The organism is Variovorax sp. PEI5, from assembly GCF_056679935.1.
Genome location: NZ_CM155257.1, coordinates 2,589,749 through 2,614,463, shown reverse-complemented (window position 1 = coordinate 2,614,463; position 24,715 = coordinate 2,589,749). Strand labels below are relative to the sequence as shown.

Below are 24,715 nucleotides of genomic sequence, written 5' to 3'. Positions count from 1 at the left end.
GCCGGAGGAAGCGCGATCGCGGTGACACGCGACTCGTTCCCTTTGGCACGCTCCCTGCTTTGAAGGAACTCCCAACCTTCAAAATTACCGAGGAGTCACCCGATGATGCACCGCAAGACCGCCCAGGCCCTGGCCGTCGCCGCCCTGGCCTCGTTGCCGATGCTCGCCGCCGCCCAGTTCACGGGCAACGTCGCGCTGACGAGCAACTACAAGTTCCGTGGCCAGGATCAGGACACCAGCAAGAACCGCGCGTTCAAGCCGGCGATCCAGGGCGGTCTGGACTATGCCTTCGGTGAGACGGGCTGGTACGTGGGCAACTGGAACTCCAGCGTCAACTGGCTGCCGGGCAACAGCATCGAGAGCGACTTCTACGGCGGCTACAAGTTCGCCGCCGGCGGCATCGCCTGGGACGTGGGCGCGCTGACCTATGTCTACCCCGGCAACAGCACCGGCAACACGACCGAGCTGTATGGCGCGGGCACCTATGGCCCGGTGACGCTGAAGTACGCGGCCACCGTCTCCAAGGACTACTTCGGCTATGCCGGCTATCGCAACGACTCCGGCCTCAAGGGCACGGGCACGGGCTACCTGAGCCTGATCGTGGCCCAGGAGATCGCCCCCTCGCTGACGCTCAAGGGCGCCATCAACTACACGCGCTTCGCGAGCGACATCCGCGACATCGGCGTGCCCAGCTATGTGGACTACGCCGTGGGCGTGTCCTACGACTTCGGCAACGGCCTGGCGCTGTATGGCGGCGTCCAGGGCGCCACCAAGAAGAGCTACTTCGGCGACATCAACAAGGCGCGCGCCATCGTCACGGTGAGCAAGGCACTCTGAGCCTCCAGGAAGACGCGGGCCTTGCTGCCGCGTCTTCGCCATTCCATCCCAGGAGAATTTTTCCATGAAGCTGGTCACAGCCATCATCAAACCCTTCAAGCTCGACGAGGTGCGCGAGGCGCTGTCGACCATCGGCGTGCAGGGCATCACGGTCACCGAGGTGAAGGGTTTCGGACGCCAGAAGGGCCACACCGAGCTCTATCGCGGCGCCGAGTACGTCGTCGACTTCCTGCCCAAGGTGAAGATCGAGGCGGCCGTCTCCGACGACCTGGTCGAGCGCGTCATCGAGGCGGTCGAGAGCGCCGCGCGCACCGGCAAGATCGGCGACGGCAAGGTCTTCGTCTACGACCTGGAGCAGGTCGTTCGCATCCGCACCGGCGAGACAGGGCGCGAAGCCCTCTGAGGGGACGTGATCCGACACGGCACGAAAGAACGAATCAAATGAAAAAACTGCTTGTCTCACTGGCGCTCGGTCTGAGCGTCCTCACCGCCGGCGTGACCGGTTTCGCGCAGCCCGCTCCGGCACCGGCCACCGCGGCGACCGCGACCGAGGCACCCGCCTCGGCCTCCGTCGCCGCCTCGGCCGCGCCGGCCGCTGCCGCTTCGGCACCGGCCGCCGCGCCCGCGCCCAAGATCGATTCCGGCGACACCGCCTGGATGCTGACCTCCACGCTGCTCGTGATCCTGATGGTGCTGCCGGGCCTGGCGCTGTTCTATGGCGGCCTCGGGCGCTCCAAGAACATGCTGTCGGTGCTGATGCAGGTCTTCGTGATCTTCTCGCTGATCAGCATCCTGTGGGCCCTCTACGGCTACAGCATGGCGTTCTCCGGCGACGGCAACTTCTTCGGCGGACTCGACAAGATGTTCCTCAAGGGCGTCACCACCGAGACCTTCGGCGCGCTGACGACGATTCCCGAGTACGTGTTCGTCTCGTTCCAGGGTACCTTCGCCGCCATCACCGTGGCGCTGATCGTGGGCGCCTTCGCCGAGCGCGCCAAGTTCTCGGCCGTGATCCTGTTCTCGATCCTGTGGTTCACCTTCAGCTATGTGCCGATGGCGCACATCGTCTGGGGCGGTGGCCTGCTGGCCAAGGACGGCGCCCTCGACTTCGCCGGCGGCACCGTGGTGCACATCAACGCCGGCGTGGCCGGCCTGGTGGGCGCCTACATGGTCGGCAAGCGCCTGGGCTTCGGCAAGGAGGCGTTCACGCCGCACTCGCTGACGCTCACCATGGTCGGCGCCTCGCTGCTGTGGGTCGGCTGGTTCGGCTTCAACGCCGGTTCGGCCGGCGCGGCCAATGCCTCGGCCGGCCTGGCGTTCATCAACACCGTGCTCGCGACCGCCGCCGCCACCCTGTCGTGGAGCCTGGGCGAGAGCCTGCATCGCGGCAAGGCGTCGATGCTCGGCGCCGCTTCCGGCGCGGTCGGTGGCCTGGTGGCCGTGACGCCCGCGGCGGGCTTCGTCGGTCCGATGGGCTCGATCGTGCTGGGCCTGCTGGCCGGCATCGTCTGCCTGTGGGGCGTCAGCGGCCTCAAGCGCATGCTCAAGGTGGACGACGCGTTCGACGTCTTCGGCGTGCACGGCGTGGGCGGCATCCTGGGCGCCATCCTGACGGGCGTGTTCGCCTCGCAGAGCCTGGGCGGCACCGGCGGCCTGACCCCCGACACCTTCACGATGGGTGGCCAGGTCTGGATCCAGATCAAGAGCGTGCTGTTCACGATGGTGTGGTCGGGCGTCGTCTCGTTCATCGCCTTCAAGATCGCCGACCTCACCATCGGCCTGCGGGTCACCGAAGAGGAAGAGCGCGAAGGCCTGGACATCTCGTCGCACGGCGAGACAGCCTACAACCGCTGATCCGACGTCCGGCGTCGCTCCTGTCGGAGCGGGGCCGGACCCGCCCCCCCCACACGATCCCATCCGGACGGACCGAGTTTTTCGCGAGTGTCTCCTTGGATGTTCAGCCCGCCGGCGCCCAGCGCCCGCGGGCTGTTTTTTTGGGGCGCGCGCCACGCGCCGCACGGGCCCACAATGGGTGCCATGACCTGGACCCCCCTCGAAGACAGCGCGTGCCAGCTCGGCGAATCGCCCTTCTGGCATCCCCACGAACACCGGCTCTACTGGCTCGACATCCCCGGCCGCGCCGTGCTGCGCGCGACGCTGCACGAGAGCGCCGGCGATGCCGCCCCGCCGCGCGCGCGGGCGGTGGAACGCTGGGCCCTGCCGAGCGAGCCGGGCTGCATGGCGCCCGCGCGCAGCGGCGGCCTGGTGATCGCCCTGCGCGACGGCATCCATCGCGCGCGCGACTGGGGCGGCGCGCTGGAGCTCCTCGAGCCGGCCGTGCACGACACCCGGACGATGCGCTACAACGACGGCAAGTGCGACGCGCTCGGCCGCTTCTGGGCCGGCACCCTCAACGAGGCCAAGGACGGAGCGACCGCCGAACTGCACTGCCTCGACCTCCGGCCCGGACGGCCCGCGGGCGCCCCGCGCTTCGCCGTCATGGCCAGGGCCGTCACCACCGCCAACGGCCTCGCCTTCTCGCCCGACCGGCGCACCGTCTACTGGGCCGACACCGCCGCGCATCACGTGCGGGCCTGGGACTGGGATGCCGCGAGCAACACGCTCGTGCGCGAGCGCACCTTCGCCCGCTTCGATGCCAAGCCCGGCGACTGGACGCCGGCCTCGCCCGTCGCCTACGAGGGCCGGCCCGACGGCGCCACCGTCGACAGCCGGGGCGACTACTGGGTGGCGATGTTCGAGGGCGCCCGGCTGCTGCACCTGTCGGCCACCGGCGAGCGGATCGAGACCGTCACGCTGCCCGCGCAGTGCCCGACCATGCCGTGCTTCGGAGGCGACGACCTGCGCACGCTGTTCGTCACCACCGCCGCCAAGGGGCGCCCGGCCGAGGAACTGGCGCGCTGGCCCGACTCGGGTCGCGTGCTCGCCCGGCGCGTCGCGACGCCGGGCCTGCCGGTGGAGTTCTTCGAGGACTGAAAGAGATCCTCGCCATGCGCTCCGAAACGAGGGTCCGGGGCCCTGCCGGCAGTACCATCGACCGCATGGACTTCGAGCTTCAACAGATCGTCGAGCGCATCCGGGCCGCCGCCGCCGACGCCACCGTGCTGCGCATCCGGGGCGGCGGCACCAAGGATTTCCATGGCGCCGCCGCCGCCGACGGTGTCGCGCCGCTCGACCTCCGCCCCTTGGCCGGCGTCACCGCCTATGAACCCAGCGAACTGGTCGTGACCGCGCGCGCCGGCACGCCGCTGGCCGAGCTCGAGACCCTGCTGGCCGCCGAGGGGCAGTGCCTGCCGTTCGAGCCGCCGCACTTCGGCACCGGGGGCACGGTGGGCGGCATGGTGGCCGCGGGGTGGTCCGGGCCGGCGCGCGCCAACGTCGGCGCGGTGCGCGACTACGTGCTCGGCGCCATGCTGGTCGACGGGCGTGGCGAGGTGCTGAGCTTCGGCGGCCAGGTCATGAAGAACGTCGCCGGCTACGACGTCTCGCGCGTGCTGGCCGGCTCCTTCGGCACCCTGGGCGTCATCGCCCAGGTCAGCCTGAAGGTGCTGCCCGTGGCGCCGGCGGAGGCCACGCTGCGCTTCGAATGCACCCAGGCCGAGGCGCTCGACCTGCTCAACGGCTGGGGCGGCCGGCCCTTGCCGCTCAACGCCAGCTGCTGGGTCGAGGATGCCGGCCGGGGCACGCTCTACCTGCGTCTGCGCGGCGCCGTGGCGGCGGTGGAGGCGGCCCGCGCGCATCTGGGCGGCGAGCTGCAGCCCGATGCCGGCGCCGACTGGACGCGATGCCGCGACCAGCGCCTGCCATGGTTCCTGGCGCCGGGCGACGCGCTCGACCTGTGGCGGCTGTCGGTGCCGCAGACCGCGCCGGTGATCGCGCCGCCGGCCGGTGGCGCCGGTGCCGGCGATGCCGGGCCGCTGATCGAGTGGCATGGCGGCCAGCGCTGGTATCGCGCGCGGCCGGGCCAGGGCGACCACTGGCGCGCGGCGGCGCGGGCGGTGGGCGGCCATGCGACGCTGTTCCGCAGCGCCGCTGCCACCGGTGCCGACGTGCAGCATGGCGACAGCCTGTCCCCGGCGCTGGCCCGCATCCAGCGCGCGCTGCAGCAGGAGTTCGACCCCTCCGGCGTGTTCGACCGCAGTCGCCTCGACGTCCGCGCGGACGATGCGACGGCGCGACCGGCGCGCGCGCCCTAGCGCCGCCGGCGCCCGCCACCCGGCGCGCGTCCCCGCCACGTCCCGCACCGTACCGCACCGCACCGCCCACCCCACGTCCATGCGTCGACTGTTCCATCTCTCCGGCCAGCATCGCACGGCATCGATCGACAACCTGCTGGGCCTGCTGCTGGCTTTCAATGCCGGCGCGGTGAATGCCGGCGGACTGCTGGTGGTGCACATGTACACCTCGCACATGTCGGGCTTCGCCTCGCAGGTCGCCGATGGCCTGGTGCTGGGCCACGGCACGCTGATCCTGGGAGCCGTCGGCGCGCTGCTGGCCTTCATGGGCGGCGCCGCCAGCACGGCACTGATCGTCCACTGGGCGCAGCGGCACCACCTGCGCAGCGCCTATGCCATGCCGCTGCTGCTGGAGGCCGGCCTGCTGCTGGTCTTCGGCCTGCTGGGCGCCATCACGCTGACCTGGCCGACGCCGTTCTCGGTGCCGCTCACGGTGCTGCTGCTGTCCTACATCATGGGACTGCAGAACGCGCTGAGTTCGAGCATGTCGCATGGCCGGCTGCGCACCACCCACATGACCGGCCACATCACCGACCTGGGCCTCGAGCTGGGACGGCTGGTCTACCGCAACCCGCGCGGCACGCCGCTGGAGGAGCGCGTGCGCGCCAGCCGTCCGGCATTGCGCTTCCATGGCGGCCTGCTGGGCATGTTCATCGTCGGTGGCGTCGTCGGCGCGGCCGGCTTCAAGTACGTCGGCTTCGTCTGGGTGATGCCGCTGGCCGCGCTGCTGCTGGCGCTGTCGCTGCCCCCGCTGCGGCGCGACCTGCGCCGCTCGGCCTACCTGCGCCATCGCCTGGCCTCGCTCGGCCGGCGCGTCGCAGGACGTCGTCGTCCCGCCGTGCCGGCGCGCTCGCCGGATGCCGACGGGCCCTCCTTCGATCCGCCGGTCGCCGCGCCTCCCGCGTCGCCCTCCAAGCCGCCGCCCCCGCCGTCGCCGCCATTCCCCTCCGCCTGACGGGAACCACGGCGGCTGCGATCCTTGCGTCTTTCCACCGAAGCACACGAGACAAACCACGATGCAAACCGAACTCGCTCCCGAATTCCAGGGCACGCCCGAGGGCCGCGAAGCCGAGGCCATCCTGCGCAAGTGCGTGCACTGCGGCTTCTGCACCGCCACCTGCCCGACCTACCAGCTGCTCGGCGACGAGCTCGACGGTCCGCGCGGACGCATCTACCTGATGAAGCAGGTGCTCGAGGGCAAGCAGCCCACGCGCGCCACGCAGCTGCACCTCGACCGCTGCCTGACCTGCCGCAACTGCGAGACCACCTGCCCGAGCGGCGTGCAATACGGCCATCTGGTCGACATCGGCCGCAAGATCGTCGACGAGAAGGTGCCGCGCCCGGCGGCCGAGAAGGCCACGCGCTGGCTGCTCAAGGAGGGATTGACCTCGCCGCTGTTCGGACCGGCGATGAAGCTGGGCCAGTCGGTGCGCGGCCTGCTGCCGGAGAAGCTCAAGGCCAAGGTGCCGGCGCGCCAGGATGCCGGCCGCTGGCCCACCGCCACGCACGCGCGCAAGGTCCTGATGCTCGCCGGCTGCGTGCAGCCATCGATGATGCCCAACATCAACGGCGCCACCGCGCGCGTGCTCGACGCGGCCGGCATCCAGACCGTGATCGCCTCCGGGGCCGGCTGCTGCGGCGCGGTCAAGTTCCACCTCAACGACCATGCCGGCGGCCAGGCGCACATGCGCGCCAACATCGACGCCTGGTGGCCCCACGTCGAGCGCGGGGAGGTCGAGGCGATCGTCATGAACGCCTCGGGCTGCGGCGTCACGGTGCGCGACTACGGCCACATCCTGAAGGACGACGCGGCCTACGCGGAGAAGGCCCGGCGCATCAGCGAACTCACGCGCGACCTGAGCGAACTGCTGCCCGACCTGGTGCCGGTGCTCAAGGCGCGCGTGCGGGCGCCGCAGGGCGTCGTCGCCTATCACCCCCCCTGCACGCTGCAGCACGGCCAGAAGCTGCGCGGCGGTGTCGAGGTGAACCTGCGCGCGCTGGGCTTCGACATCCAGGTCTCCCGCAACGAGGCCCACCTGTGCTGCGGTTCCGCCGGCACGTACTCGGTGCTGCAGCCCGAACTCGCCTATCCGCTGCGCGACCGCAAGCTCGGCCACCTGAACCAGCTCCAGCCGACCACCATCGTCTCGGCCAACATCGGCTGCATCACGCACCTGCAGAGCGGCAGCGCGACGCCGGTGCGGCACTGGGTCGAGGTGCTCGACGCGGCGCTGGCCTGAGCAGGACGGAATCGCCAGGCGCCGGTTTCGGCTGTCCTACGCGGTCTCGGGCCATCGGCGACGCGGGCCGGGCGTCGGGTCGACGAGCATCGACCCCATGCCTCACACCACCCGCCCTATCCCGTCCCGGATCACCGCCGCCCGTCGTCCCGCCGCCATGCTGCTCGCCCTGGCCCTCGGCCTGGGCGGCTTCCACGCCTCGGCGCAATCCCAGGTGCCACCGATGCGGGGTGAAGGCGCGGCGCGCCATGTCTGCGGCGGCATCGGCTCCGACGAGTCGACCGCGATGCGCGCGGCCATGAAATCGCATCCGCTGTCGTTGCTGTTCGCCCGGGCCGATGGTTCCTACCTGGCCGATGTCGGCGTCACGATCCGCGATGCCAAGGGCGCCACCGCATTGCGACTGCGCGCCGACGGACCGATCTGCCTGGTCGACCTGCCGGCCGGACGCTATGGCGTCGAGGCCATGGCCGATGGCCGGACGCAGCAGCGCGAGGTGGAACTGGGGCGGACGCCGGCGACGGCGGACTTCCGCTTCTAGGTCGGGTCCGCGCCGGGCATCGACAGGGCTGCCTCGATGTCGTGTGCGAGCGAAGCCGGCTTGTCCAGCGGCGCATAGCGCTTGATCACCCGGCCATCGCGGCCGACCAGGAACTTGGTGAAGTTCCACTTGATGGCTTCGGTGCCCAGCAGGCCCGGCTTCTCGTGCGTCAGCCAGCGATAGAGCGCCGTTGCATGCTCGCCGTTGACGTCGACCTTGCGCATCATCGGAAAGCTCACGCCATGGTTCTGGCGGCAGAAGGCGCCGATCTCGGCATCGCTGCCCGGATCCTGCGCGCCGAACTGGTTCGACGGGAATCCCAGCACCGTCAGGCCGCGCGCGTCATAGGTGCGATGCAGTGTCTCCAGGCCCTCGAACTGGGGCGTGAAGCCGCACCGGCTGGCGGTGTTGACGATCAGCAGGACGCGGCCCCGGAACGCCTCGAGCGCCACCGGTCGGCCGTCGATGTCCTCGGCCTCGAAGTCGTAGGCCGTCGATGTGTCGTTCATGTCGTTGCTCCATGGCGCGCGGGGTCCGCGGGCCGGCCGGGGGGCGGGAAGGATCAGTGGTGCTTGTCGCTGCGGGCGATCGCCAGCAGGTGTTCGACTTCTTCCGGATAGCGCTTCAGGTTGTTCTGGTGCCAGCGGCGGATCAGCCACATGAAGCCGGCGACCACGACGCCGAAGGCGGTGATCGCCGTGTACGCCGACAGGCCCAGGCCCGTGCAGGCCGTGTAGAACGCGCCCAGCACCAGGATGCAGGCCTGCTCGTTGAAGTTCTGCACGGCGATCGAGCGGCCCGCGCCCATCAGGTTGTGGCCGCGATGCTGGAGCAGGGCGTTCATCGGCACCACCAGGAAACCGCCGAAACCGCCCAGCAGGATCAGGAACGGCACCGCCACCCAGATGTTGCCGATGAAGTTCATGCCGATCACCAGCAGCCCCATGCCGATGCCCAGCGGGATCACGCGCGTGGCCATGTCCAGGCGCATGCGCATCGAGGCCACGATGGCCCCGACCGCCGTGCCGATGGCCACCACGCCGGTCAGCGACGAGGCCTGCGCCGTGTTGTAGCCCAGCGCGAGCGAGGCCCAGGCCAGCACGATGTACTTGAGGTTGCCGCCCGCGCCCCAGAACAGCGTCGTCGTCGCCAGCGAGATCTGGCCGAGCTTGTCGCGCCACAGACGCATGTTGCACTGCCAGAAGTCCGGCAGCAGGGCGACGACGTTGCGCGCGATGCCGTGCCGCGGGTTGGCGCGCAGCGGGCGCATCTCGACGCCGGTGTGCGGGATGCGGGTGTTGAACCAGGCCGCCAGCGCGTAGATGAAGATCAGCATCGAGATCGCGGCTTCGGGCGGGGTGTCGATGCCGGTGCTGATGACCGGGAAGTCCAGCATCAGCAGCTGGCTCGACACCGCGTGGCCCACCAGCTGGCCGCCCAGCACGATGCCCAGGATGATCGAGGCGATGGTCAGGCCCTCGATCCAGCCGTTGGCCTTGACCAGCTGCGAGGCCGGCAGCAGTTCGGTCAGGATGCCGTACTTGGCCGGCGAATAGGCCGCCGCGCCCAGGCCGACCACCGCGTAGGCCAGCAGCGGATGCGAGCCGAACAGCATCATCAGGCAGCCCACCACCTTGATGGCGTTGCTGACGAACATGACCTTGCCCTTGGGGAAGGCGTCGGCGAAGGCGCCCACCAGCGGCGCCAGCGCGACATAGAAGAGCGTGAAGATCGGCACCAGCGCGGCCCGCTGCCATTCGGGTGCCCCCGAGGTCCGCATGAGTTCGACGGCGGCGACGAAAAGCGCGTTGTCGGCCAGCGACGAGAAGAACTGGGCCGACATGATGGTGTAGAAACCGCGCTTCATCGATGGGCTGGCTGGCCAGTGGACTGGCTCGGTGGGTGGTGGAAGAGGCGTTCCAAGGAGAAAAAGAACGCACGTTCTGGGGCGCCGTGAGCGGTTATAGCATGGGGTGAAATGCCAAAATGAGGCGCAAAACCCCAGCGAACCTGCGTGTTGTGTGTCGAAGTTCACGGGTTTTGCCCACTGCAATCAAAGGTCATCCCCCGTGCCGCGTCCCATCCTCGCCACCGTCCATCCCGATGCATTGCGCCACAACCTCGACCGGGCGCGGCGCTCGGCCCTCGATGCCCGCGTGTGGGCGGTGGTCAAGGCCGATGCCTACGGCCACGGCATCGAGCGCGTGTTCGATGCCTTCCGGGCCGCCGATGGTTTCGCCCTGCTGGATCTGGCCGAGGCCGAGCGCGTGCGCGCCCTCGGCTGGCGCGGCCCGGTGCTGCTGCTCGAAGGCGTCTTCGAGGCCCGCGATCTCGAACTCTGCTCGCGCCTGGACCTGTGGCACACCGTGCATTGCGACGCGCAGATCGACATGCTCGCCGCGCACAAGACGCAGGTGCCGCAGCGCGTCTTCCTGAAGATGAACTCGGGCATGAACCGGCTGGGCTTCGCGCCCGAACGCTACCGCGCCGCCTGGACGCGCCTGAACGCGCTGCCCCAGGTCGACGAGATCTCCCTCATGACTCACTTCAGCGATGCCGACAACGAGCGCGGCGTGGCCGGGGCGCTGGCCATCTTCGAGCGCGTCACGCAGGACCTGCCGGGCGAACGCTCCATCGCCAACAGCGCCGCCGTGCTGCGCCATGCCGACCGCACGCGCGCGGACTGGGTGCGCCCGGGCATCGTGCTCTACGGCAGCGCGCCGGATTTCCCGGCCCACGATGCCGCGCACTGGCAGCTGCGTCCCGGCATGACGCTCGCGACGCGGCTCATCGGCGTGCAGTCGCTCGCGCCCGGCGCGACGGTCGGCTATGGATCCAACTTCGTCGCCGACGCGGCGATGGCCATCGGCGTGGCGGCGATCGGCTATGCGGACGGCTACCCGCGCCATGCGCCCACCGGCACGCCGGTGCTGGTCGATGGCGTGCGCACGCGGGTCGTCGGCCGCGTGAGCATGGACATGGTGACGGTCGACCTCGAACCGGTGCTGCGCGCGCGCGGCGGCATCGGAGCCGCCCGCGCGCCGGGCATCGGCAGCGAGGTCACGCTGTGGGGCCGGGCGTCCGATGGCACCGTGCTGTCCATCGACGAGGTCGCGCATGCCGCGGGCACGGTGGGCTACGAGCTGATGTGCGCCGTGGCGCCGCGCGTGCCGGTGACGACCGGCGCCTGAGGCGCGGAACGCGCCGCCACCGGCCCGGCCGGGACCGGATCAGTACAGCCCGCGCTGCCGCGCCTGCAACCGGGCGAGCCCGAACAGCGCGTCGGTGAACGGCGTCTCGACCTGCGCGAGCCGGCCGAGCTCGCGCACCGCGCCGACCAGCGCGTCGAGTTCGACGGCGCGGCCGGCTTCCACGTCCTGCAGCATCGAGGTCTTGAAGGCGCCGAGCCGGCGCGTCACCGCATGGCGGTCCTCCGGGCTGTCGGCGATGGGCAGCCCGATGCGCGCGCCGATCTCGCGCGCCTCGCGCATGACGCTGGAGATGAAGCCGCGCACGAGGTCGTCGTCCAGGATGCGGTCGGTGGTGGCGCCGGTCAGGGCGCTGACCGGATTGACGGTCATGTTGCCCCACAGCTTGAACCAGACGTCCTGCTGGATCCGCGGCGACACGCGGGCGTCGATGCCGCCGGCCGTCAGCAGCGCGGCGAGCCGCTCGACGCGGGGCGTCACCACGCCGGAGGGTTCGCCCAGCAGCAGGCCGTTGCCGAAGTGATGCCGCACCACGCCCGGCGCGTCGAGCGAGCAGCTCGCGTGCACCACGCCGCCGACCACGTGGCGCGCCGGGATCGCCGTCGCGATGACGCCGTCGGGATCGACCGCCGCCAGCCGCGTGCCGGCCAGCGCGCCGCCGAAGCCGCCGTCGAGGAACCACCACGGCACGCCATTCATGGCCGTCAGCACCAGGGTGTCGGGGCCCAGCAGCGGCGCGATGAGCTCGGCCACGCCGAGCAGCGCCGGCGCCTTCACCGCGATCACGACCAGATCCTGCGGTCCGAGTTCGGCCGGGTCGTCCACCGCGTGGACCGCGATGCGCTCGCGCGTCTCGCCCTCGGTCGCGCCACCTTCCCCACCGGGCGCCCTGCGCACCAGCGACAGGCCCTCGTGGCGCAGCGCGCCGAGCGTCGCGCCGCGGGCCACCACGCCGATCGGCAGGCCGGCGCGCGCCAATGCCACGCCGATCCAGCCACCGATGGCGCCGGCGCCGTAGATGCAGACCTTCATGGGTGGCTCACGCCTCGGCGGTGAAGCCGACCTTCTTCACGATCGGGCCCCACTTGGCGGTGTCCTTCTTGAGCAGCGCCATGAGTTCCTCGGGCGAGGACGCCATCGCCTCCAGCCCGAAGGTGCCCAGGCCGTCGATCACGTCCTTCGAGGCCAGCGCGGCGCGCATCGAGGCATTCAGGCGCGCCACCAGCTCGGGCGCGGCGCGCGCCGGCAGGAAGAAGGCGAACCACTCGCTGTGCGCCATGTCGGGGATGCCCTGCTCGCCGAAGGTCGGCACGTCCGGCGCGAAGCGGCTGCGCTTCTCGCCCGAGACACCCAGGATGCGCACCTTGCCGCTGGCCAGGTGCTGCGTGATGTCGCCGACCGGACCGGAGACCGCCGAGACGTTGCCGCCCAGCAGGTCGAGCATCGCCGGCTGCGTGCCGCGATAGGCCGCGTGCTTGAGCTCGACGCCGGCGCCCTTGCCCAGCAGCGCGCCGATGAAGTGCGGCGTCGAACCCGCGGCCGGCGAGCCGAAGTTGGCGCCGGCCGGATTGGCCTTGGCCCAGGCCAGGAAGTCCGGCACCGTCTTCACGTTGGCCGGCACCGACGGGCCGACGGCGAAGCCGAAGTCGAACGAGCAGCCCAGCGAGACCGGCGTCAGGTCGGTCGCGAAGTCGTAGGGCAGCTTCTTGTAGATGTGCGGATAGATCGTGAGCATCGACGTCGGCGTCTGCAGGATCGCCGTGCCGTCGGCCGGCCGGCCCTTGACATAGCCGATCGCGATCTGGCCGCCCGCGCCGGTGCGGTTCTCCACCACCACGGTCCTCGCGAAGTCGGGCGCGAGCTTGAGCGCCAGGCGCCGGCAGATGTTGTCGGAGGTGCCGCCGGCGGCGAAGCCGGTGATGATGTTGGCGGTCTCGAGGGTCGCGTGCTGCTGCTGCGCGAAAGCCATCTGGCCGATGCTGGCGAGCAGGGCGGCGGCACCGCTGGCGCCGGTGGTCTGCAGCAGTTGGCGGCGGGTGAAGGTCATGGGGGGTTGTCTCCGTTGGAATCGTGGAAATCGCGGGAATGGGGCGATGGCGGGCATTTTCCGGCAAGCCGGCACGCGGCGTCCCCGCGTTTACGCCACGTCCGGACCGCTTCGATGGCGCGCCCGCGCCCGTCCTGCGCCGGTCTTTCGCGGTCCCTACACTCCTTCGATGGCCAAGGAAAAAACCAATTACGTCTGCAGCACCTGCGGCGGCACCAGCGCCAAGTGGCTGGGCAAGTGTCCGCATTGCGGCGCCTGGAACACCCTCGTCGAACAGGTCGCGCAGGCCGCCGGGGGCGGCCCGGCCAACAACCGCTTCAGCGCGCCGTTCGCGGCGCTGGCCGGCACCAGCGAGATCGCGGTGCTCTCGGAGATCCAGGCCAGCGACGTCGACCGCACCCCCACGGGCATCGACGAACTCGACCGCGTGCTCGGCGGCGGCATCGTGCCCGGTGGCGTCACCCTCATCGGCGGCGATCCGGGCATCGGCAAGTCGACCCTGCTGCTGCAGGCGGTCGACGCGCTGCAGCGCGCCGGGCAGAACGCGCTCTATGTCACCGGCGAGGAGAGCGGCGCGCAGGTCGCGCTGCGCTCGCGGCGGCTCGGACTGGACCACTCGCAGGTGCAGGTGTTCCCGGAGATCCAGCTGGAGAAGATCATCGCCACGCTCGATGCCAACCGTCCGGCCATCGCGGTGATCGACTCGATCCAGACGGTCTATTCCGACCAGCTCACCTCGGCGCCCGGCTCGGTGGCGCAGGTGCGCGAATGCGCGGCGCACCTCACGCGCTTCGCCAAGGCCAGCGGCACGGCGATCGTGCTGGTGGGCCACGTCACCAAGGAGGGCGCCCTGGCCGGGCCGCGCGTGCTGGAGCACATGGTCGACACGGTGCTGTACTTCGAGGGCGACACGCATTCGAGCTTCCGCCTGGTGCGCGCCATCAAGAACCGCTTCGGCGCGGTCAACGAGATCGGCGTCTTCGCCATGACCGAGCGCGGGCTCAAGGGCGTGGCCAACCCGAGCGCGATCTTCCTGAGCCAGCATGCCGAGCCGGTGCCCGGCAGCGTCGTGCTGGTCACGCTGGAGGGCACGCGTCCGATGCTGGTGGAGATCCAGGCGCTGGTGGACAGCGGCGGGCCCAGTCCGCGGCGCCTGTCGGTGGGCCTGGACCGCGACCGCCTGGCGATGCTGCTGGCCGTGCTGCACCGCCATGCCGGCATCGCCTGCATGGACCAGGACGTGTTCGTCAACGCCGTGGGCGGCGTGCGCATCACCGAGCCGGCGGCCGACCTGGCGGTGATGCTGGCGATCACCTCGAGCCTGCGCGGCAAGCCGCTGCCCAAGGGCTTCATCGCCTTCGGCGAGGTCGGCCTGGCCGGCGAGGTGCGACCGGCGCCGCGCGGCCAGGAGCGCCTGAAGGAGGCCGCCAAGCTCGGCTTCAGCGTCGCCGTGGTGCCGCGCGCCAATGCGCCCAAGAAGCCCGTCGAGGGCCTGGAGATCCACGCCGTGGAGCGGGTGGAGGAAGCGATGGAAGTGGTGCGGCGGCTGCAGTCGTAGCGCCGGCATGTGGGCATCCCTCATCGACGCCGGGGATGGCGCACCGACAATGCGCGCCATGAATTTTCAGAAAATCCTCGTTCCGGCGGCCGGCCTCATCGTGCTTGGCTTCGCCTACCGTCAATACGGCTGGGCCGGTGTGGCGATGGTCGGCGGCGCCCTCCTGATGTTCCTGCTGCTGCATTTCACCCGCACCATGACAGTCCTGAAGCGGGCGTCGAGCCGGCCGATCGGCTATGTCGCCAGCGCCGTGATGCTCAATGCCAAGCTCAAGCCCGGCGTGACGCTGCTGCACGTGGTGGCGATGACGCGCTCGCTCGGCGAGCTGCGCTCGGCCCCCGACACGCAGCCCGAGACCTATCGCTGGCAGGATGGCGGCGAGTCGTATGTCGATGGGATCTTCGTCGACGGCAAGCTGCGCGAGTGGACGCTGGTGCGTCCCGGCACGCCCGACTGAAGCCGGGCGCGCCGCCGCCTCATCAGAAGGGCGCGTCTTCCTCTTCCTGCGCGGCGTCCGTCGTGGCGCCGGGGACTGCTGCCTTCGCGGACGGCGCGGCCGCATCCGCAGCAGCGCCAGCCGAGGGCGCGTCGGCGGCCGACAGGCCGAGCACCGCCTCGCCGCCGAGCGCCTCGAGCAGTTCCGGCACCAGCTGGCCGAGCTCGCCGGTGGCGATCGCCGCGTCGGCGTCGAAGTTGTCCTCCTTCTTGCCGTCGGCGGCACGGTCGGTGCTCTCCAGGAAGGCGATCTTGCGGATCTGCATCCCCTCGGTCAGCTCGAAGGACACGCGGTCGTCCCAGGTCATGGCCAGGCGCGTCGGGCGCTTGCCGGCGGCGATGTGCTGGCGCACCTCCTCGATGTCGAGGGCATGCTTGGCATAGCGCACCACCGACTTCGACTCGTCCGTGGCGCGCAGCTCGCACTCGCGATCGATGGTGAAGCCGGCCGGCGGCTCCTGGGTCGAGAGCCATCCGGCCATCGCGGCGGCCGGCTCGACGCGGGTGTTGATCTGCGTCACCGCGAAGCCCTCGAGGGCCTTCACCAGGCTGGTCACGACCTCGTCGGCCCGCGCCGGGTTGGCGACGTTGACGACCAGCCGGCGCTCGGCCGGGTCGATCCACACCGCGATGCGGGCGTGGCGCGTGAAGGCCATCGGCAGCAGCTCGTGGGTGATGTCCTCCTTGAGCTCCTTCTTCTCCTTCTTGCCGGGCTTGCGGCCGGTGGCGGCCTCGATCTGGGCGCAGCGCTCGTCGACCTTGCGCCGCACCACCGAGCCCGGCAGCGTCTTGGACTCGATCATGAATTCCAGGATCCACTGGCCGCCCACCGACTCGACCAGCAGGCCATGCTCGTCGCCGCGCGGGCCGACCCAGCCGGCCGATTTCTCCTGCGACGGCGTGCAGGGCACGAAGCGCTGGGCCGCGAGCGCTTCCTCGGCATCCGTGAGCGACTGCGACCAGGGAGCCTCGATGCGATAGACGATGACGTTCTTGAATACGGACACGGAATGCAACCTTTACTGGCGATGGGCGAAACGGCCCATTGTCGTCGCGAGCGTCCCGGCCCGGCACCAGCGCGCCGATGCGGGGGCGCCTTAAAATCGCGCGCTTCGCGACGCCCCGTCGCCCCTCCCCCAAAGGACAAGAAATGAGCGTGCTCCCCCCCTCGCTGGACGACCGCGACGGCAAGATCTGGATGGATGGCCAACTCGTGGAATGGCGCGATGCCAAGATCCACGTCCTCACCCATACGCTGCACTACGGCTGCGGCGCCTTCGAAGGCGTGCGGGCCTACAAGACGGTCGACGGCACCGCCATCTTCCGCCTGGAGGAGCACACCGAGCGCCTCTTCAACAGCGCCAAGATCCTGCGCATGAAGCTGCCGTTCTCGCGCGAGGAGCTCATGGAGGCCCAGAAGCAGGTCGTGCGCGAGAACCACCTGGAGAGCTGCTACCTGCGCCCGCTGGTGTGGATCGGCTCCGAGAAGCTCGGCGTCAGCCCGCGCGGCAACACCATCCACGCGATGGTCGCGGCCTGGGCCTGGGGCGCCTACCTCGGCGAGGAAGGCCTGCGGCGCGGCATCCGCGTGAAGACCTCCAGCTACACGCGCCACCACGTCAACATCACCATGACGCAGGCCAAGGCCGTGAGCAACTACAGCAACTCGATCCTGGCCAACATGGAGGCGCTGGACGACGGCTACGACGAGGCCCTGCTGCTGGACGCCAGCGGCTTCGTCTCCGAGGGCGCGGGCGAGAACGTGTTCATCGTCAAGGGCGACACCATCTACACGCCCGACCTCTCGGCCGGCGCGCTCAACGGCATCACGCGCAACACGATCCTGCACATCGCCAAGGACCTCGGCATCGAGGTGGTGCAGAAGCGCATCACGCGCGACGAGGTCTACATCGCCGACGAGGCCTTCTTCACCGGCACCGCCGCCGAGGTGACGCCTATCCGCGAACTCGACCGCGTGGAGATCGGCAACCGTGGCGACGGCGGCTCGCGCGGCCCGGTGACCGAGAAGGTGCAGAACGCCTTCTTCGACATCGTCAACGGCAAGAATCCCAAGTACGCTCACTGGCTCTCGAAGGTCTGAACTCCATGAGCAATCCTTCCTCCCCCACCCCCCGGCCCGTGGCCGTCGTCGAGGTGCGCGCCAGCGACCTCAACCACCAGGGCGGCGTGTTCTGCCCCAGCCCGCTGGCCGACATGAAGCTCTGGAACACCCACCCCAAGGTCTACCTCGACGTCGCCCGCACCGGCGAGGCCCGGTGCTCGTACTGCGGCACCGTCTACCGGCTCAAGGCCGGCGAGGTCGCCTCGCACGGTCACTGAGCGCGGAGGGCGGCGGCCGCAGCGGCGCCGCCACCGCGCCGCCACCGCGCCGGCAGCAGGTCGTCCCAGGGCGCGCCAGGCTCGTGCGCCAGGCGCAGGTAGACGAAGGTCACCCACAGCATGCCCAGGCCGATCTGGGCATCGCGCATGGCCGAATTGACACTGGTCGCGATGGTCATCGCGATCATGGCGACGAAACCCAGCCGGCCCGCCAGGTCCGGCCGGCGCCAGCCCTGCCAGAGTCCCGTCAGCAGGATCGCCAGCAGCACCAGGGCACCGGGGAAGCCGGCCTGCGCGCCCATCCACAGGAAGTCGTTGTGCGGCATGTTGTAGTTGGCCAGCAGGGCCGGGCCGCGTGCGTGCCACTGCTCGGTCCAGCCGCCGATGCCCCAGCCGGTGAAGGGCCGGTCGAGCACCATGCGCGTGGTGTCGCGGTACATGTAGAAGCGCACCACCCAGCTGCCCTCGGACACCGCGCCGCCCTGGGCGGCCTCGATCTCCTGGAGGCCCAGCGCCACCTTCTGCTGCACCTGTGGCGACTGCCACAGCGCCACGCCCGCCACGGCGGTGCCGATCATCAGCGCCACCGCCAGGGTGCGCAGCTGGCGCCGCCACTGGTGGACGCAGGCCGCCGGCACGGCCACCAGCAGGGCCAGCAGGGACGTGCGCGAGGTCAGCCAGGCCGTGATGACCAGCCCGGCGACGGCCGTCAGGGCGAAGGCCGCCAGGGCGCGGCCCGGCCGGTGCGCGCCGCGCTCGCCGAACTGCGCCAGCCCGGCGACGGCGGCGGTGGCGCCGAACAGCGTGAACAGCAGGGCGTTGTTGATCGACTTGTTGCCGTCCACCTCCAGCGTGGCGTGCCACAGCCGCCAGATCGGAAAGCCGACCGTGCGGTAGAGCAGCACCATCGCCAGGCTCGCCAGCGCGGCGACGAAGAAGCCGCGCACCGCCCAGATCGCCTCGTCGCGCCCGAGCGCCAGCGCCATCAGCATGGTCAGCGCGATGCGCATGCCATGCCAGAGGTTCGACGGCGTCTGCGGATAGTGCGGGCCGATGGCCAGGATCACGAGCGTCCAGGCGACATAGGCCACGATCGGCCACCACAGCGGCGAGGCCCGCACCCGGGCGGCACGCTCGCGCAACCCGCCCGCCGCCAGCAGCGCGACCAGCAGCAGCAGCGCGGCGACGTAGTTCACTCCCACCGGCGCGAACACCGCCAGCCCCCAGAACATGGCCACGGGGCCGACGATGGACGATCTCATGCGGTGCATTTTCCCATCGCGGCCGGCGGGCTCCGCCGGACCGGCGCTCATGCGGCCGGACGCGGCAGCGCGATCACGAAGCTGGCGCCGCCGCCCGGCCGGTCCTCGCAGGCGACCGTGCCGCCATGGCGTTCGACGATCGACTTGACCAGCGCCAGGCCCAGGCCGACGCCGCCTTCGCGCTCGCTGGCGCCGGGCAGCCGGTAGAACGGCTCGAAGATGCGCTCGCGCAGCGCGACCGGCACGCCCGGGCCGCGATCGTCGACATGGATGCGCGCGAAACGCCCGGTGGCGTCCAGGCGCACCGAGATGTCGCCCGCGCCATAGCGGCGCGCGTTCTCCAGCAGGTTGCGGATCGCGCGGCGCAGCAGCCGGGGCACGCCGGGTACCGTCAGCGCGGCGTTGTCGGTGCCTTCGGCCAGCGTCAGCTCGGCCTCGGTGCGGGCGCACTCCTCGGCGGCCAGGCCGGTCAGGTCGACCGACTCGACGGTGCCCATGTCGGCTTCCCGGGCGTCGAGCCGGCTCGACAGCAGGATCTCGTCGATCAGCTGGTCGAGCTCGCCGATGTTGCGCGCGATCTCCTCGCGCGCCCCGGGGTTGGGCCGGCCGCCGCCCATCAGCTCCAGCCCCATGCGGATGCGGGTGAGCGGCGAGCGCAGTTCGTGCGAGGCATTGGCCAGCAGCGACTTGTGCGAACGCACCAGGGTCTCGATGCGCGCGGCCGCGGCGTTGAAGCGGCGCGCCAGATCGGCGACCTCGTCCTGGCCGTCCTCCGGCACGCGCGCGGCGAGGTCGCCTTCGCCCCAGCGCTGCACGCCGCGCTGCAGGGTCTCCAGGCGCTGCGTGAGGCGGCGCACGATCGGGAACAGTCCGATCGCCACCGCCAGCCCGACCAGGCCCATGAGCCAGAAGAAGCCGGTCTGCGGCCGTACCCAGGGCGGCGGTCCGCCGCCGCGGTCGGGGCGCGGGCCGAACTGCATCTGGAAGGCCTGCCCGTCCTTGAGCGTGATGGTGAACTCCAGCGGCTCGCCCGGCCGGCTGGTGCGCAGCGACGCGCCGGTGCCGATCACGCGGTCCTGCGCGTCGCGCAGCACGACTTCGCGCGGCAGGGGCGCCGCGCGCTGTTCGTCGGCCATCTGCCAGGCCCAGCCCGCCGCCAGCGCGACCACGGCCACGCCGGCGAGCACCGCCAGCCAGATGCGGACGTAGAGATGCCGCGTGAAGAGCCCGACCACGGCCTCAGTCCTGCTGCTTGGCAAAGACATAGCCCACGCCGCGCACGGTCAGGATGCGCTTGGGGTTCTTGGCGTCGGCCTCGATGGCCGCGCGGATGCGGCCCATGTGCACGTCGATGGAGCGGTCGAAGGCCTCGAGCTCCCGGCCGCGCACGGCCTCCATGATCTGGTCGCGCGTGAGCACGCGGCCGGCGCGCTCGGCCATGGCCACCAGCAGGTCGAACTGGTAGGAGGTGAGCTCGGCCGGGGTGCCGCCGACCGTGACGGTGCGGCTGTTGCGGTCGATCTCCAGCGAACCGAAGCGCATCAGCAGGTTCTCGGCCGCCGCGGCGTCGGCGCCGCCGTGCAGCCCGCCCTCGCCGCGCCGGCGCAGCACCGCGCGGATGCGCGCGAGCAGTTCGCGCGGCTCGAAGGGCTTGGGCAGGTAGTCGTCGGCCCCGATCTCCAGGCCGATGATGCGGTCCATCGGATCGCCCTTGGCCGTCAGCATCAGGATCGCCACGCGCGACAGCGAGCCGGGCAGGGCCCGGATGCGGCGGCAGACCTCCAGGCCGTCGATGTCGGGCAGCATCAGGTCGAGGATCACCAGGTCGGGGGCACGCTCCTGCAGCTGTTCGATGCCGGTGGTGCCATCGGCCGCGTGGGCGAAGCCGAAACCCGATTGGGTCAGGTACTCGCTCACCATCTGCGCCAGGCGGGCGTCGTCTTCGATCATCAGGAGTTGGGGGGTCGTCATGCGAGCCATGATGGACGGCGGCCGGCAAGCCGGCTTGAATGCTCCGTAAAGATGGGGTAAATGGCGTGACCGGTCCGCGTCGCGGATCGATCGCGAGCGGGGTCCGGACGGCGGGGAGGGTGGACCTCCGAACCTGCTCCGAAGGCCCTGGATCAGGCCGTGGGAGCCATGGCGTCCATGCCGAAGAGCATGGGCCGCGCCGGCGCGGCGCCGCTGGCGCCGTCGGTGCCGTGGACCCGGCGCGCGGCGCGGCCGCCGTTGGCGTCCAGCAGGGCATCGAGCGCATCGGCGGCCAGGTCCGGATGATTGCGCCGTGCCCGCTCGACGATCTCGCCGGCCAGGCCACGCAGCTGGTCGAGCGCGGCGCGCATGCGCTCGACGAAGGCCTCGTCGTCCAGCGTGTCGTTCAGGCTGCGGTTGAGTTCGGCGAACCACGGCAGCGCCGACTGGTCCAGCATCACGGCCGGATTGTGCTTCTCGCTGACCTGCGACCACGCGCGCAGGAACGCCTGCACGGCCACGTTGAGCTGCTGGCACTGCTGCATCTCGTCCTTGACGCGGCCCAGCAGGGCGAGGTCGGTCAGGCGGTCGTGGAAGAACAGCCGCGAGAGCACGGCCCAGTAGTAGGTGTAGTCCCAGATGACCTTCACCGGCAGCACCTCGGGATCGCCGAAGAGACCGTACTGGTCCTGGTAGAGCGCCAGCGTGCTCTCGTAGAACGAGTGGTAGATCTGGTCGTAGAGCTGCGCGCGCGCCGCCACCGAATGGCCGGCGCGGTCGTGGGCGATCAGGTCGCAGATGTAGGTGTTGCCGATGGCGATGAAGTCGCTGCCGGGCGAGTAGAACGGGTCGAGGAACAGGCCCGCCTCGCCCGTGAGGGCCCAGCGGTCGCCAGAGAACACCTGCTTGCAGCCATAGGAGAACTTGCGGAAGAACGCGAAGTCCTGGAGCCGGTCGCGCTGGCCGTCGAGCTCGTCGAACAGGCGCGGCTGGTAGGTCCGCAGCCAGTCCATCGCCTTGTCGAAGGTGTCGATGGTCTCCAGCGGGTGGTACTTGGGGTCGGCCACGATGCCCACCGAATGCGAGCCCGATGCCAGCGGGATCAGCCAGACCCAGTAGCCCGCGCCCACCAGGTGGTTGGTCGAGAGCCAGCGCGCCTGCGGATCGCAGCGCTCGCGCCACCGCGGATCGTCGCTCCAGGCATCGAGGGTGATGCGCTGGCCGATGCGAAACCACACCGCGTTGACGTCGTGCGCGTTGGGCTCGGCCAGGCCGAGCTTGCGCTTGATGATGCCGGCGCGGCCGCAGGCATCGATCACCCAGCGCGCCTCGATGGTGTGGGTCGCGCCATCCTGCGTCCAGCTCAGCCGGTGCGGCGTGTGGGCATCGTCGGCGAGGTCGAGCCGGCGCACCATGGCATGGTCGACGAACTTCACGCCGCGTCGCGCGGCTTCCTCGGCGAGGTAGTTCTCGAAGATGCCGCGATCGATCTGGTAGCTGGGCACCGACATGTAGCGGCTCGCGCCGACCTCGGTCACCTGGTCGATGTCGCGCCGGCCCTCGCTGAAGAAGAAGCGGAAGCCGAACTTGCGCAGCTGTTCGCCCTGCAGGTGCGGCTTCAGGCCCAGCACGGTGTCGAAGTAGTGCGCGCCGATCTCGACCGACGATTCGCCGACCTTGTGCGTCGCGTGCGGGACCGGGTGCCCCCGGCGTTCGAGCACCAGCACGTCGATGTCGCCGAATTGCCGCTTGAGCTGCAGCGCGAGCGTCAGGCCGGCGAGGCCGCCGCCCATGATGACCACGTCGTGCGTGGCGATGTCGTCGTCGCGGCGGACGGGCGGCGGGGAAGCATGGAGCATGGAGGTCGTCTCAATTCCGGTGGAGTCGCAGCCGCAGCGAAAGGCGGGCCGCCAATGGCAGCGTGACCGTCGCCGGGAACGCGTCGGTGTCCGCCAGGGCCTCGAACAGGGGCAGCGCATCGGCCATCGCATTGGCGGCCAGGGCCTGCGCGGCGGCCGAGCGTGGCGCCGCGGTCGCTGCCTCGCCGGGCTCGAGCGACCAGTCGAAGGCGGCCACGGTGCGCTCGGTGCGCTCGGGCGAGACCACCAGGGCCACCGCCAGCAGGCCGCGGCTGGTCGTCACCGAGGCCAGCGCGCCGACCGCCGGCATGTCGTAGCCCACCAGCAGCACGGCCTGCCCATCCGCAGCGCATTGCGTGGCGGTCTCCAGCAGGCCGGCGGCGAAGGTCGATTCGTAGGCGGCCAGGGAATTGCTCGCGGCCATGCAGCCGGTGCCGATGGTCCAGTAGCCCACGGCGGCGTTGTGCACCGAGTTGTGGAACTTGATCGGCGACAGCAGCGTCGGGTCGTTGGCCAGCGTGCCGCACATGTAGTCGTTGATGCCCAGGTCGCCATGGGCCGAGGCGAACACGCACGGCAGGTCGCGCGCCTCGCGACCGGAGGCGGCGATGGCCTGCGCCGCCACTTCCAGCGACAGGGCCACCGTGTCGGGCGCGCGGCGGCGCTCGGCCGGCGCCAGCACCTGCGGCGACGGCCGCTTGGCCGGCGGATCGACCGGCGCGCCCTGGCCGGTGAATGCCGCGCGGGCGATGTCCCAGCCCGGCAGGGTCGGCGCCCAGAAGGCGGGGCCCTCGATGTAGAGCGTCGGGGTGCGGTTCGGGATCGCGCTCATGCCTGGAGGTCCTTGCCGAAGATGAGGGAGCAGTTGTTGCCGCCGAAGCCGAACGAGTTCGACAGGGCGAGGCGCACGTCGGCGCGGGCGGGTTCGAGGCGGATCTGCGGTCCGCAGTCGGCGTCGAGCATGGTGGTGTTGATGGTGCCGGGCAGCAGGCCGGTCTCCAGCGCCAGCAGGCTGATGACGGCCTCGACGATGCCCGCCGCGCCCAGCGTGTGGCCGGTGAAGCCCTTGGTCGAGCTGGCGTGCGTGGTGGCCGGGAAGCGGCGCTTGACCAGGGCACCCTCGACCTCGTCGTTCTTGGTGCTGGCCGTGCCATGCATGTTGATGTAGCCGATGTCCTCGGGCGCGACGCCCGCGCGCGCCAGCGCGTCGTCGAGGGCGCGCTCGGCGCCCAGGCCCTGCGGGTGGGGCGTCGACATGTGGTGCGCGTCGCTCGCCTCGCCATAACCCAGCAGCAGGAGCCGGCCGCCGGCGGCGCCATCCCTCGCGCCGTCACCCGCGCCATCCTCCTCGGCACGCTCCAGCAGGGCGAAGCCGGCGGCCTCGCCCAGGCTGATGCCATCGCGCGCGGCGTCGAACGGGCGGCACGGCTGCGGCGACACCAGTTCGAGCGAGTTGAAGCCGTACAGCACGCTGCCGCAGAGGGTGTCGACCCCGCCGACCACCGCCGCGTCGACCAGTCCGAGCCGGATCATGCGCTCGGCCGAGGCGAAGGCCTTGGCGCTCGACGAGCAGGCGGTGGAGAGGGTCTCGTTGGGCCCCTCGAGGCCCAGCGCCTCCTGCACGAACATCGACAGCGAGTGCGGCGTGTGCACGCGCGCCCGGCGCTGGTCGGCGGGAAAGGCGCCGTCGGCGTCGAGCCGGGTGTAGGCCGCCTCGGTCTCGCCGATGCTCGAGGTCGAGGTCCCCAGGATCACGGCGACACGCGCGGGGCCGTACCTCCCGCGCGCGGCGGCGACGGCCTCCATGAATCCGTCGGCCTCCAGTCCCAGCCAGGCCAGCCGGTTGTTGCGGCAGTCCCAGGATGCCAGCGCCTCGGGCAGGCGCAGGTCCTCCAGGCCCTCGACCCGGCCGATCCAGGTCGGCAGCGGCGCCGGGGGCGTGCGTCCGGCCGTCTCGTCGACGAAATCGTTGGCCCGCAGGCCGCTGCGCGAACTCTCGAGCGCCGCGAGCAGCGACGCCTTGCCGACGCCCACGGCCGAGGTGGCGGTGAAGGCGCTGATCCGGAGGGGTGTGATTCGTTGGGGCACGATGATGTGAGGAAA

The 24,715-nt window shown here is 70.9% G+C and carries 24 protein-coding genes; 13 read left to right on the top strand and 11 right to left on the bottom strand.

From position 1 onward, the window contains the following. Window positions 1-105 precede the first annotated feature (105 nt). The 8 genes from AC1MLT_RS12105 to AC1MLT_RS12070 all read left to right on the top strand — a co-directional run bounded on the left by AC1MLT_RS12105 (window position 106) and on the right by AC1MLT_RS12070 (window position 7,871). Window positions 106-837, top strand: coding sequence for a TorF family putative porin (locus AC1MLT_RS12105; RefSeq protein ID WP_481034996.1), 732 nt, complete (start codon window positions 106-108; stop codon window positions 835-837). Between the two features lie 64 nt (window positions 838-901). Then, window positions 902-1,240: a P-II family nitrogen regulator gene (gene glnK / locus AC1MLT_RS12100; protein WP_429596331.1), complete on the top strand. Its 339-nt coding sequence runs from the start codon at window positions 902-904 to the stop codon at window positions 1,238-1,240. 38 nt (window positions 1,241-1,278) lie between these two features. Further along, window positions 1,279-2,691 carry an ammonium transporter gene (locus AC1MLT_RS12095; RefSeq protein WP_481032464.1) on the top strand — a complete coding sequence of 471 codons (1,413 nt, stop codon included), beginning with the start codon at window positions 1,279-1,281 and terminating at the stop codon, window positions 2,689-2,691. A gap of 183 nt (window positions 2,692-2,874) precedes the next feature. Then, window positions 2,875-3,831 (top strand): SMP-30/gluconolactonase/LRE family protein, encoded by a 957-nt coding sequence (locus AC1MLT_RS12090; RefSeq protein WP_481032463.1) that lies wholly within the window; start codon window positions 2,875-2,877, stop codon window positions 3,829-3,831. Between the two features lie 65 nt (window positions 3,832-3,896). Next, a complete protein-coding gene (glcE, locus tag AC1MLT_RS12085) occupies window positions 3,897-5,051 on the top strand; it encodes a glycolate oxidase subunit GlcE (protein ID WP_481032462.1) in 1,155 nt (384 codons plus the stop codon). A gap of 79 nt (window positions 5,052-5,130) precedes the next feature. Continuing rightward, complete coding sequence (locus AC1MLT_RS12080; protein WP_481032461.1) at window positions 5,131-6,045, top strand: YoaK family protein; 915 nt, start codon at window positions 5,131-5,133, stop codon at window positions 6,043-6,045. Window positions 6,046-6,106: 61 nt separating this feature from the next. After that, window positions 6,107-7,330, top strand: a complete 1,224-nt coding sequence (gene glcF, locus AC1MLT_RS12075) for a glycolate oxidase subunit GlcF (protein WP_481032460.1) — start codon at window positions 6,107-6,109, stop codon at window positions 7,328-7,330. 97 nt (window positions 7,331-7,427) lie between these two features. After that, complete coding sequence (locus AC1MLT_RS12070; RefSeq protein ID WP_481032459.1) at window positions 7,428-7,871, top strand: carboxypeptidase regulatory-like domain-containing protein; 444 nt, start codon at window positions 7,428-7,430, stop codon at window positions 7,869-7,871. Here AC1MLT_RS12070 and AC1MLT_RS12065 read toward each other — a convergent pair. Continuing rightward, complete coding sequence (locus AC1MLT_RS12065; protein ID WP_481032458.1) at window positions 7,868-8,380, bottom strand: glutathione peroxidase; 513 nt, start codon at window positions 8,378-8,380, stop codon at window positions 7,868-7,870. The genes AC1MLT_RS12070 and AC1MLT_RS12065 overlap by 4 nt on opposite strands. A 53-nt stretch (window positions 8,381-8,433) precedes the next feature. Continuing rightward, window positions 8,434-9,738, bottom strand: coding sequence for a lysophospholipid transporter LplT (gene lplT, locus AC1MLT_RS12060; protein WP_481032457.1), 1,305 nt, complete (start codon window positions 9,736-9,738; stop codon window positions 8,434-8,436). A gap of 202 nt (window positions 9,739-9,940) precedes the next feature. Between lplT and alr the strand changes: the two genes are divergently transcribed. Further along, window positions 9,941-11,062: an alanine racemase gene (alr, locus tag AC1MLT_RS12055; RefSeq protein WP_481032456.1), complete on the top strand. Its 1,122-nt coding sequence runs from the start codon at window positions 9,941-9,943 to the stop codon at window positions 11,060-11,062. 39 nt (window positions 11,063-11,101) lie between these two features. Here the strand turns inward: alr and AC1MLT_RS12050 are convergent, their stop codons facing one another. Further along, window positions 11,102-12,112, bottom strand: a complete 1,011-nt coding sequence (locus AC1MLT_RS12050) for a 2-dehydropantoate 2-reductase (RefSeq protein ID WP_481032455.1) — start codon at window positions 12,110-12,112, stop codon at window positions 11,102-11,104. Window positions 12,113-12,119: 7 nt separating this feature from the next. Beyond that, entirely contained in the window at window positions 12,120-13,127 is a 1,008-nt protein-coding gene (locus AC1MLT_RS12045) for a Bug family tripartite tricarboxylate transporter substrate binding protein (RefSeq protein ID WP_481032454.1), read from the bottom strand. Window positions 13,128-13,296: 169 nt separating this feature from the next. Here AC1MLT_RS12045 and radA point away from each other — a divergent pair, with 169 nt between their 5' ends. Together radA and AC1MLT_RS12035 are read left to right on the top strand one after the other, a co-directional pair. Next, on the top strand, window positions 13,297-14,685 hold the full coding sequence (gene radA / locus AC1MLT_RS12040; protein ID WP_481032453.1) for a DNA repair protein RadA: 1,389 nt from the start codon (window positions 13,297-13,299) through the stop codon (window positions 14,683-14,685). A 49-nt stretch (window positions 14,686-14,734) separates the two neighbouring features. Then, entirely contained in the window at window positions 14,735-15,142 is a 408-nt protein-coding gene (locus AC1MLT_RS12035) for a glycerate kinase (RefSeq protein ID WP_481034994.1), read from the top strand. 22 nt (window positions 15,143-15,164) lie between these two features. Here AC1MLT_RS12035 and AC1MLT_RS12030 read toward each other — a convergent pair whose 3' ends face one another. After that, window positions 15,165-16,187: a recombination-associated protein RdgC gene (locus tag AC1MLT_RS12030; protein WP_481032452.1), complete on the bottom strand. Its 1,023-nt coding sequence runs from the start codon at window positions 16,185-16,187 to the stop codon at window positions 15,165-15,167. Window positions 16,188-16,330: 143 nt separating this feature from the next. On the opposite strand from AC1MLT_RS12030, the gene AC1MLT_RS12025 reads away from it, so the two are divergent. Beyond that, window positions 16,331-17,281, top strand: a complete 951-nt coding sequence (locus AC1MLT_RS12025) for a branched-chain amino acid transaminase (protein ID WP_481032451.1) — start codon at window positions 16,331-16,333, stop codon at window positions 17,279-17,281. Between the two features lie 5 nt (window positions 17,282-17,286). Continuing rightward, window positions 17,287-17,520: a zinc-finger domain-containing protein gene (locus tag AC1MLT_RS12020; RefSeq protein WP_481032450.1), complete on the top strand. Its 234-nt coding sequence runs from the start codon at window positions 17,287-17,289 to the stop codon at window positions 17,518-17,520. On the opposite strand, the gene AC1MLT_RS12015 is transcribed toward AC1MLT_RS12020, so the two are convergent. From AC1MLT_RS12015 to AC1MLT_RS11990, 6 genes are all read right to left on the bottom strand, one after another. Next, window positions 17,514-18,782 (bottom strand): O-antigen ligase family protein, encoded by a 1,269-nt coding sequence (locus AC1MLT_RS12015; protein ID WP_481032449.1) that lies wholly within the window; start codon window positions 18,780-18,782, stop codon window positions 17,514-17,516. The two genes, AC1MLT_RS12020 and AC1MLT_RS12015, sit on opposite strands and share 7 nt — an antisense overlap. A gap of 47 nt (window positions 18,783-18,829) precedes the next feature. After that, window positions 18,830-20,047, bottom strand: a complete 1,218-nt coding sequence (locus AC1MLT_RS12010) for a sensor histidine kinase (protein WP_481032448.1) — start codon at window positions 20,045-20,047, stop codon at window positions 18,830-18,832. Further along, window positions 20,022-20,762, bottom strand: a complete 741-nt coding sequence (locus AC1MLT_RS12005) for a response regulator (RefSeq protein ID WP_481032447.1) — start codon at window positions 20,760-20,762, stop codon at window positions 20,022-20,024. The genes AC1MLT_RS12010 and AC1MLT_RS12005 overlap by 26 nt, the downstream gene beginning before the upstream one ends. Window positions 20,763-20,905: 143 nt before the next feature. Continuing rightward, window positions 20,906-22,612: an NAD(P)/FAD-dependent oxidoreductase gene (locus tag AC1MLT_RS12000; protein WP_481032446.1), complete on the bottom strand. Its 1,707-nt coding sequence runs from the start codon at window positions 22,610-22,612 to the stop codon at window positions 20,906-20,908. Window positions 22,613-22,622: 10 nt separating this feature from the next. Further along, window positions 22,623-23,444 carry a beta-ketoacyl synthase chain length factor gene (locus AC1MLT_RS11995; protein WP_481032445.1) on the bottom strand — a complete coding sequence of 274 codons (822 nt, stop codon included), beginning with the start codon at window positions 23,442-23,444 and terminating at the stop codon, window positions 22,623-22,625. After that, on the bottom strand, window positions 23,441-24,700 hold the full coding sequence (locus tag AC1MLT_RS11990; RefSeq protein WP_481032444.1) for a beta-ketoacyl-[acyl-carrier-protein] synthase family protein: 1,260 nt from the start codon (window positions 24,698-24,700) through the stop codon (window positions 23,441-23,443). The genes AC1MLT_RS11995 and AC1MLT_RS11990 overlap by 4 nt, the downstream gene beginning before the upstream one ends. Window positions 24,701-24,715: the final 15 nt, after the last annotated feature.

Excerpts from the sequence above, each read along its gene's own strand:
- AC1MLT_RS12105 (WP_481034996.1), top strand. The coding sequence starts at position 106 with ATGCACCGCAAGACCGCCCAGGCCCTGGCCGTCGCCGCCCTGGCCTCG.
- glnK (WP_429596331.1), top strand. The coding sequence starts at position 902 with ATGAAGCTGGTCACAGCCATCATCAAACCCTTCAAGCTCGACGAGGTG.
- AC1MLT_RS12095 (WP_481032464.1), top strand. The coding sequence starts at position 1,279 with ATGAAAAAACTGCTTGTCTCACTGGCGCTCGGTCTGAGCGTCCTCACC.
- AC1MLT_RS12090 (WP_481032463.1), top strand. The coding sequence starts at position 2,875 with ATGACCTGGACCCCCCTCGAAGACAGCGCGTGCCAGCTCGGCGAATCG.
- glcE (WP_481032462.1), top strand. The coding sequence starts at position 3,897 with ATGGACTTCGAGCTTCAACAGATCGTCGAGCGCATCCGGGCCGCCGCC.
- AC1MLT_RS12080 (WP_481032461.1), top strand. The coding sequence starts at position 5,131 with ATGCGTCGACTGTTCCATCTCTCCGGCCAGCATCGCACGGCATCGATC.
- glcF (WP_481032460.1), top strand. The coding sequence starts at position 6,107 with ATGCAAACCGAACTCGCTCCCGAATTCCAGGGCACGCCCGAGGGCCGC.
- AC1MLT_RS12070 (WP_481032459.1), top strand. The coding sequence starts at position 7,428 with ATGCCTCACACCACCCGCCCTATCCCGTCCCGGATCACCGCCGCCCGT.
- AC1MLT_RS12065 (WP_481032458.1), bottom strand. The coding sequence starts at position 8,380 with ATGAACGACACATCGACGGCCTACGACTTCGAGGCCGAGGACATCGAC.
- lplT (WP_481032457.1), bottom strand. The coding sequence starts at position 9,738 with ATGAAGCGCGGTTTCTACACCATCATGTCGGCCCAGTTCTTCTCGTCG.
- AC1MLT_RS12050 (WP_481032455.1), bottom strand. The coding sequence starts at position 12,112 with ATGAAGGTCTGCATCTACGGCGCCGGCGCCATCGGTGGCTGGATCGGC.
- AC1MLT_RS12045 (WP_481032454.1), bottom strand. The coding sequence starts at position 13,127 with ATGACCTTCACCCGCCGCCAACTGCTGCAGACCACCGGCGCCAGCGGT.
- radA (WP_481032453.1), top strand. The coding sequence starts at position 13,297 with ATGGCCAAGGAAAAAACCAATTACGTCTGCAGCACCTGCGGCGGCACC.
- AC1MLT_RS12035 (WP_481034994.1), top strand. The coding sequence starts at position 14,735 with ATGCGCGCCATGAATTTTCAGAAAATCCTCGTTCCGGCGGCCGGCCTC.
- AC1MLT_RS12025 (WP_481032451.1), top strand. The coding sequence starts at position 16,331 with ATGAGCGTGCTCCCCCCCTCGCTGGACGACCGCGACGGCAAGATCTGG.
- AC1MLT_RS12020 (WP_481032450.1), top strand. The coding sequence starts at position 17,287 with ATGAGCAATCCTTCCTCCCCCACCCCCCGGCCCGTGGCCGTCGTCGAG.
- AC1MLT_RS12015 (WP_481032449.1), bottom strand. The coding sequence starts at position 18,782 with ATGAGATCGTCCATCGTCGGCCCCGTGGCCATGTTCTGGGGGCTGGCG.
- AC1MLT_RS12010 (WP_481032448.1), bottom strand. The coding sequence starts at position 20,047 with ATGTCTTTGCCAAGCAGCAGGACTGAGGCCGTGGTCGGGCTCTTCACG.
- AC1MLT_RS12005 (WP_481032447.1), bottom strand. The coding sequence starts at position 20,762 with ATGGCTCGCATGACGACCCCCCAACTCCTGATGATCGAAGACGACGCC.
- AC1MLT_RS12000 (WP_481032446.1), bottom strand. The coding sequence starts at position 22,612 with ATGCTCCATGCTTCCCCGCCGCCCGTCCGCCGCGACGACGACATCGCC.
- AC1MLT_RS11995 (WP_481032445.1), bottom strand. The coding sequence starts at position 23,444 with ATGAGCGCGATCCCGAACCGCACCCCGACGCTCTACATCGAGGGCCCC.